This is a genomic window from Methylobacterium sp. A49B (assembly GCF_053346215.1).
The window spans coordinates 1-7,966 of sequence record NZ_JBKFBO010000057.1 but is presented as its reverse complement, the minus strand read 5'-3'; the positions used below and the strand labels follow the sequence as shown (position 1 = coordinate 7,966).

5 protein-coding genes are annotated in these 7,966 nt (G+C 69.5%); 3 read left to right on the top strand and 2 right to left on the bottom strand.

Annotation, left to right across the window (positions count from 1 at the left end; genetic code table 11):
• Positions 1 to 528 precede the first annotated feature (528 nt).
• Positions 529 to 2,172, bottom strand: a complete 1,644-nt coding sequence (locus tag ACLBX9_RS04320; RefSeq protein WP_447718025.1) for a GMC oxidoreductase — start codon at positions 2,170 to 2,172, stop codon at positions 529 to 531.
• A 204-nt stretch (positions 2,173 to 2,376) separates the two neighbouring features.
• Between ACLBX9_RS04320 and ACLBX9_RS04315 the strand changes: the two genes are divergently transcribed.
• The 3 genes from ACLBX9_RS04315 to gluQRS are packed head-to-tail and all read left to right on the top strand — an operon-like array spanning position 2,377 to position 5,622.
• A complete protein-coding gene (locus tag ACLBX9_RS04315) occupies positions 2,377 to 4,407 on the top strand; it encodes an ATP-binding protein (protein ID WP_158169178.1) in 2,031 nt (676 codons plus the stop codon).
• Between the two features lie 58 nt (positions 4,408 to 4,465).
• A complete protein-coding gene (locus ACLBX9_RS04310) occupies positions 4,466 to 4,747 on the top strand; it encodes a hypothetical protein (RefSeq protein WP_158169176.1) in 282 nt (93 codons plus the stop codon).
• An 11-nt stretch (positions 4,748 to 4,758) separates the two neighbouring features.
• Positions 4,759 to 5,622 (top strand): tRNA glutamyl-Q(34) synthetase GluQRS, encoded by an 864-nt coding sequence (gluQRS, locus tag ACLBX9_RS04305; RefSeq protein WP_447718024.1) that lies wholly within the window; start codon positions 4,759 to 4,761, stop codon positions 5,620 to 5,622.
• Positions 5,623 to 5,637: 15 nt separating this feature from the next.
• On the opposite strand, the gene ACLBX9_RS04300 is transcribed toward gluQRS, so the two are convergent.
• Positions 5,638 to 7,659 carry a M23 family metallopeptidase gene (locus ACLBX9_RS04300; protein WP_447718023.1) on the bottom strand — a complete coding sequence of 674 codons (2,022 nt, stop codon included), beginning with the start codon at positions 7,657 to 7,659 and terminating at the stop codon, positions 5,638 to 5,640.
• Positions 7,660 to 7,966 lie beyond the last annotated feature (307 nt).

Here is a 7,966-nt window from a genome sequence, read left to right as displayed (position 1 = left end):
TGCCCGAAGCCCCCTGCGGACCCGCCCACTACGAGGCGGGGGACGGCTGGAAGGCCGCGGCGCTGAAGAGCGGGTTCCGGAGGTGCGTGCACCTCGACCGAGACCGCCGGCAGCGAGGCGCAGGACCGGGCCGTCGGCAAGACACCGCGACGAGAAAGACGGCCGCGATCGGGGGTGACGCCCGGCCGCTGCCGCGGGCGCCGCGGGGATCGGATCCCGCGCGTACACGGCCGACACCTGGGTTCCCGCGGCGTCCCGCGTCCCGCGTGTTGCTTCCTGGGCCATGCCCCCGGCGCCGAACGGCGGGTGGGGACGATGGCGCGTGCGGGTGGAAAGCGTGATCATCCCGCCCGTTGCCCTCATCCTGAGGCGCCGGAGCGCAGCGGAGGCCTCGAAGGAGCCCTCCAGGAATCCGCGACGTCTGGAGCGCTCCTCCGAGGCGGCTTCGCCGCACCTCAGGATGAGGGGATGGATGGGACTGCCGGAAGGTCCGAAACCATCGTTCTCGCACGCCAGTCGCGACAGGCCTCAAGCCGGCAGAGGCTCGCGGGGCTCGGTGTGGTCGAACAGCCGCGGCGGTGGGATCTCGTCTCGGGCTCCCATCCGCTTCACGAGATGATCGGCGACCCGCAGCGCGTTGGCGATGATCGTGAGCGTCGGGTTCACCGCGCCGATAGACGGGAAGAAGCTGGCGTCGGTCACGTAGAGGTTGTCGAGCTGGTGGGTCTTGCAGTTCCGGTCGAGGACCGAGTTTGCCGGATCGTCGCCGAACCGGAGTGTTCCCGCCTGATGGGCCGTCCCGCCGATGGGGACGTTCTTGCCGAGATAGAGCGAGCGGTCGAACAGGTGCGGATGGATGTCGGTGAAGCTGCAGATGTCGCGCAGCTTGTGCCGCAGCCGCTTGTGCGCCTCGACGTTCGTCTCGGTCAGATCGAGATGGACCTTCCCGCCCTTGTAGAAGATCCGGTTCTGCGCCAGCGGCACGTCCTCGGAGGTCAGCCAGAAATCGACCGAGTGCTTGGCGATCCAGTCGAACGGCTTGTCGGGAAACCATTGCAGGAAGCCCGGCAGGCCCTCGCCGTGGATCTGTACCCCGTCCGATTTACCGACCATCTGGATGTGTCCGAGCGGGAAGTCCCAGTCGTCCTTCCGGTCGGGATCGCCGAAGTAGAAGTCGTTGAGCCCGAGCGTCTTCTGGAACCGGGTCGGGTTCGGCACCTTCGAGATCGCCAGCACCGTGGAGTTGTTGTGGCGCATGTAGTTGCGCCCGACCTGATCCGACCCGTTGGCGAGGCCGTTCGGGTGCTGCGCGTTTGCCGAGCGGAGCAGAAGCAGCGCCGAGGAGAGCGCCCCGCAGGCCACCACCACGAGGTCGGCCGAGGCCTCGAACGGCGCCCCGTCCCGGTTGCCCGCGACGCCCGTGACGGTGCGGCCCGACGCATCCGTCATCAGACGCTCGATGTAGGTGCGCGTCAGCAGCGTCAGGTTCGGACAGTCACGCAGGGCGGGGTCGACGACCATGGTCTGGGCGTCGGACTTGCCGTTGGTGGGGCAGGGGAAGCCGTCGAAGGACTCGCACTTGATGCAGGGCGAGGTGGGGACGGCGCGCCCGTCCTTCTCCACGAGCCGGACGCCCACCGGCAGGTGGAACGGGTGATGGCCGGCCCGCTTCAGGTTGTCGAACAGCTCCTGGATCCGCGGTTCGTGCGTCACCGGCGGATGGGCGTACGGCTTCCGCGACCAGGGCTCGGTCGGATCCTCGCCGCGCAGACCGTGGACGTGGAACAGCTCCTCGGCGGCCTGATAGTACGGCTCGAACTCGTCGTAGCCCACGGGCCAAGCCGGCGCGACGCCGTCCTGATGGCGGATCTCGGAGAAATCCTTCTCGCGGAGGCGGAAGAGGATCGAGCCGTAGAACTTGGAATTTCCGCCAACGAAATAGTGGAGGCCCGGTTGGAAGCTCTTGCCGTCCGAGGAGTACCAAGTCTCCTTGGCCTGGTAGAAGCCGTCGACGATCACCGCCTGGCTGTCCCAGTTCCGCGGCTCGCGCAGCAGGTAGTCGCCGCGCTCGATGAGCAGGATGCGCTTGCCGGTCTGTGCGAGGCGCCACGCCATCGTGCCGCCGCCGGGGCCGGATCCGACAATGATGACGTCATAGTGCTCACCGGGCATGGGCCATCTCCGTCCGGACCTTCGTCCTGGCAGGCAACTCGTGAGCCGCCGTTCGGATCATGCGGCGGCGCCGTTTCGTGCAGTCCCCGCGAACCGTCGCGACTCGGCGAGCGTCGCAACCGAAGGTTAAGCGCCTTTCCCAACGCCGCCTTCAGCTTCGCCTGCGATCCTGCCCCGGACCGGCCTCCCGCCGGGGAGGCAGGCATGATCGAGGACATCGCGCTGGTCCTGGCGCTCCTGGTCGCGGCGATCCTGGCGCTCGGCCGACGTCGTGCGCAGGATCAGGCCTCCGACGAGGCCGAGGCCGAGCGGCTGCAGGATCGCATCTGGCGGATCAGCGAGAGCGAGGACCGTTACCGGGCCCTCGTGGCCGCCACCACCGAGATCATCGTCCAGCGTGACGCCCGCGGACGCATCACCTACGCCAACGACGAATTCGCCCGCCTGCTCGGGCGCGAACCGATCGAGCTGCTCGGCACGCAGATCGATCTCGAGATCCTCGACCGCAACGCCGTGGAGGTGGGCGAGGATGGGGTGCGGCGGATGGAGGCGCAGGTCCGCTCGGTGGACGGCCGCGTGCGCTGGTTCGCCTTCGTGGAGATGCCGGTGGCGCACGGCGACGCGATGCACTGGCTGCGGGCCGGCCGCAACGTGACGGCCCGGGTCGAGGCGATCCGCAGCCGCGACGCGGCGCTGGAGCGGGCCGAGTCGGCCAGCGTGGCGAAATCCCGCTTCCTGGCCACGGTCAGCCACGAGATGCGCACGCCGCTCAACGGCATCCTGGGGATGGCCGATCTCGTCCTCGGCACCGATCTCAACCCGGAGCAGCGCACCTACGTCGAGGCGGTCCGCACCAGCGGTCAGGCGCTGCTCGGCCTGATCGACGGCGTCCTGGATTTCTCGCGGATCGAGGCCGGGCGGCTCGATCTGGCGACCGAGCCCTTCGATCTGGCGGCGCTCGCCGAGGGCGTGGTGGAGTTGCTGGCGCCGCGGGCGCAGGACAAGGGCACGGAGATCGCCCTGGACGTCGCCGAGGATTTCCCGTCCGCGCTCGTGGGCGACGCCGACCGGGTGCGGCAGATTCTGATCAATCTGGCGGGCAACGCCATCAAGTTCACCGAGCGCGGCGGCGTGGGCGTCAGCCTGAGCGTCACCCGCACCGAGGCCGGCGGCACGGTCACGCTCGCGGTGGCCGATACCGGCCCGGGCATTCCGGAGGAGCGGCTGCCGGTCCTGTTCGAGGAGTTCGAGCAGGGCGACGGCAGCGCGAGCCGAAGCCACGAGGGCACGGGTCTCGGTCTCGCCATCACCCGGCGGCTCGTCACCCGGATGGGCGGGCGGATCGAGGCGGAGTCGCGGGTGGGACGCGGCTCGACCTTCCGGGTCGTGTTGCCGCTGGCGGAGGCGCCGGAGGCCCGGCGCGAGAGCCGCCAGCCGTTGCCGGCGCTCTCCGCGCAACGCTGTCTGATCGTCGCCGATTCGCCGTTCCAGGCCCCCTTTCTCGCCCGCAGCCTCTCCCGTGCCGGCGCGGCGACGGTGATCGTGGACACTCTGGAGTCCGGGCTGGACGCCCTGTCGGGCGCGAGCTTCGACGTGGTGCTGGCCGACCGGGCGCTGGGTGACGCGGCGGTGCGGCAGATCGCAGACGCGGCGCGCGCCTGCGGGGTGCGCACCAGCCTCGTTCTGCTCTCGCCCTTCGACCGGCGCGGCTTCGGATCGCCGGGCGCGGCGGGATTCGACGGTTATCTCATCAAGCCGGTCCGGCCCCGGTCGCTGTTCGAGCGCGTTCTGGCGCCGGCCGTCGCTCCGGAGAATGCGGCGGCGGCGCCCGAGACCCCGTCCCGGACCGGCGCCGGGATGCGCGTCCTGCTCGCCGAGGACAACCCGATCAACGCGCTTCTGGCGACCCGTGCGCTGGAGCGGCTCGGCGCCACGGTCGTCCATGCGGTGGACGGCGTCGAGGCGCTGGAACGGCTTGAGGCTGACGGGCCGTTCGACCTCGCGCTGATCGACGTGCGCATGCCCCGCCTCGACGGCCACGAGACCGCCCGGCGTATCCGCGCGGCGGAAGCGGCGGGGACCGGGCGGCTCCGTCTCGTCGCGCTCACCGCCAATGCCGGCCGTGAGGACGAGATCGCCGCCCGGGAGGCCGGCTTCGACGGTTTCCTGGCCAAGCCGCTCAACCTGAAGCTCCTGCCATCCCTGCTAGAGCGCCGATCCGCCCGGGCGGCGTGACCGGGGGCTGCCGCGGCCCGCGTTGACAGCGGGCCGCATCCCGCGCCAACAGAGCCCCATGTCGACCTCCGCTTCCCCGTCGCCCGAACCGCGCTCGTCGAACGGCGCGCTCGCCGCCTGGGGCTCGGCGGCCCTGGTGGTCGCGACGGTACTGATCGGCGCGCTGGCGCCGTCCCAGCACGCGGCGCCGGCCCGCTCGGTGGCCGAGGATCCGGCCTGTCTGGAATGGACCGACGGCTGCAAGGTCTGTCAGCGCTTGGCAGAAGGTCCTGCCTGCTCGCTGCCCGGCATCGCCTGCCAGCCCGAGGCGCCGCACTGCCTGCGCCGTCGCGAGGGGTGACCGGGATCCACGTGAACCCCGGTCCGCCGGTCCTGCGCTTCGCACCGAGCCCGAACGGGCGCCTCCATCTCGGCCACGCCTACTCGGCGCTGCTCAACGCGGATCTCGCTCGCCGAATGGGCGGCGTCTGCCGCCTGCGGATCGAGGATATCGACCCACAGCGCTCAAAGCCCGCGTTCGTGGATGGAATCATCGCCGACCTCTCGTGGCTCGGGCTGACCTACCCGGAGCCGGTGCGGCATCAGTCCTGCCACATGGCGGCCTACAGGATCACTCTCGACAGTCTGATCGACCGGGGTCTCGCCTATCCCTGCTTCTGCTCACGCGGAGACATCCGCGCGCAGGTCGACTCGACCGGCACGATACGCTGCGATCCGGACGGCATACCGCTCTATCCCGGCACCTGCCGCGCCCTCGACGCCGCGGCCGTCGCAGGCCGCATCGCGCGGGGCGATCCGCACACGTGGCGCCTCGATATGGGATCTGCCCTCCGCAGCACCTGCACCCCACTCGGCTACAGCGCCTTCGACGAGGCTGGCGAACGCCGGGTCGTAACGGATCCAGCGCGCTGGGGAGACGCGGTGATCGCCCGCCGCGACGTTCCGACCAGCTATCACCTCGCCGTGGTCCACGACGATGCCGTAGAGGGAATCACCCATGTGGTGCGGGGCAGCGACTTGGAGGCGGCAACGGACCTGCACGTCCTCCTGCAAGCTCTGCTGGATCTGCCTGTGCCGCTTTACCGGCACCATCCGCTGCTGCGCGACGCCGCGGGCGCGAAGCTCGCCAAGTCGCGCGGCTCGGCAACCCTCGCCGATCTCCGTCAGGCCGGATCGACGCCTCAAGCCATCCGCGCCCGACTCGGCTTCGGCTGACGCCGGGCTTGAGTCTCAGCGGACGGCCGCGTCGCGCTGGGCCAGCGCAGTGGCGCTCTTCGACTTCTGCATGGTGGCGTCGATCTGCTCCCGCTGACGCTTGAACTCGGCGAGCAACCGCCCGTCGAGCTCGCGACCGCGAGGGACTCGGATCTTCATCGGGTCGACGAAATGGCCGTTGATGATCACCTCGTAGTGGAGGTGTGCTCCCGTCGAGAGGCCGGTGGAGCCGACATACCCGACGATCTGGCCCTGCCGGACCTTCACGCCCTCCCGGATGCCACGACCGAACCGGGACATGTGGTTGTAGGTCGTCACGTAGCCGTTGACGTGCTGCAGTTCGACCCGGTTGCCGTAGCCGGACGTCATCTCGGCCCGGATCACCACGCCGTTGCCCGCCGCCATAATCGGCGTGCCGATGGGGTTGGACCAGTCGACGCCTGTGTGCAGCTTGGCATAACCCAGCACCGGATGACGTCTGTAACCGAAACCCGAGCGCATGATCCCGTCAGCGATCGGCTTGCGCAGCAGAAACTTCTTGAGGGAGCGACCCTGCTCGTCGAGGTAGTCGATGGTGCCGTCGTCCGGCGACTGGAAGCGGTAGACCTTGCGCGTCTCCCCGCCGAGCGTCAGTGCCGCGTAGAGCAGGTCAGGCCGGTCCGCGCTCGCTTCGTCATCATAGGTGTAGAACACGTCGACGCCGTCGCCGCTGGAAATGCGGCGCTGGAAGTCGAGGTCGTAGCTGAACACCCGCACGATGTCCTCGACGGTGGCTCGCGGCAGGTCGTGCCGCGCGGCAGTCTCGTAGAGGCTCTGGTACAGGCGCGGACCGGAGCCCGAATCCTCGTCCTCATCTTCCCCTGCCTCAGCCTGCGGCTGCGGCTTGGGGGAGGGGGTCTCCTCGGCAGGGGGCGCCACCGACACGAAGGCGCCCCGGTCGTTGAGGGCGGCGATGCCCTCGATGCCGGCCTCGCCGTAGAGGACCACCCGGGTCACTTGGCGCGGGTCGCCCGGCTTGGGACCCGGGGCGATCTGCACGCGCATCGGCTGCCCCTCGTTGAGGGCGGTCGTACGAGTCTTCCCGCCGAGCGCCGCGACGATGCCGCGGATCGCGTCCTCACCCGCCAGTCCCGTAGCCTTGAGCGTACTCTCCAGGGTCTCGCCGCGCTTGAGGGCGAGATCACGCTCCTCGACCAGTGGGGCTTCGTTGGGTTTCAGCTCGGTCTTGGCAACCTTGGTGACATTCTCGGGGACGACGAGCACCTCGATCGATTTGAACGGATTGGCCTCCTTGGCGACCGATCCGTCGCTGTCACCTGCGCCGCCCTGCTGCAGGGTCCGCGACAGCAGGATTTGTGGCGCGATCGGTATGGCGGCGCGGCGCCCGGCCTCGGCGGCGATGCGGCGCTCCTCCTCGACCTGGGCGGTGACATCGTCATCGCTGAGCGCCGGCGCGCTGGCATCGACGGTGGTGTCGGCCAGGTCGCGCTTGACCACGGTGACTTCTGCGCTCGGCGTATCGCTGGCTTCGGGCGCGCGCTCCAGAGGCTCGTCGGAGACGAACTTCATGGGATCGAAGCGCGGCGGCTCAGCCGCGTAGACGCCGGTGGTCATGGACAGTGGCGTGCTGAGCCGAACGAAAGCCTTGGCCTTGATGATCTCGCGGTCGCCGAGCCGCACGGTCACGGGCGCACGAAAGCTCTGCTTGGCAGAGGCAATCATCAGGTTCCGCACCAGCCGGTCACCCTTGCGGGCGAGGTTGGCGCCGCTCTCACTCGGCTGCGGCCGGGCCACGACGGTCGCTTTCTCGGGAATCGCCGCGAAGGAGACATCACCTTGGAGGGACACGTGAAGCGCGGCCGCAATCAGGCCCGCGCCGGTCAAGCCCGTCAGCGTGCTGGCGCAGAGCCAGCGCAGGTTGACCGCGCGCCTGTCGATTTGCGCTGTGCCAGCGCCAAGATGGTCGAGCGGTGCCTGCGCCCCATGGACGGTGGAGACGGCAGCCACGTCACCGATCTTGAGTCGCTCGCGCTTCACTCGAAGGCCCTGAGAAGACGATGGCAAACGGGTCCGCGACCCGGCTTGTACCATGCCGCGCTCGATAGCGCGCCCGCTTGGTCCATCTCACGAGGCAGCGTGTCGAGATTGAGGCGTCATACCCGTGTGCCCGCACCGAGGCGGATGAAGGAACACATCGGTCGCGGAGGACCGCGGACGGTACGGGGAACTTTTTCGAACAACCCTGTTGACGGGCCATCTGAGTGTCCGTATACCCCGGCTCATCGGCGCCGGCCGCGGAAGTGGACCGGGCGCTGAGCCATCTTCTGACAAGCGGGCGGGCTGG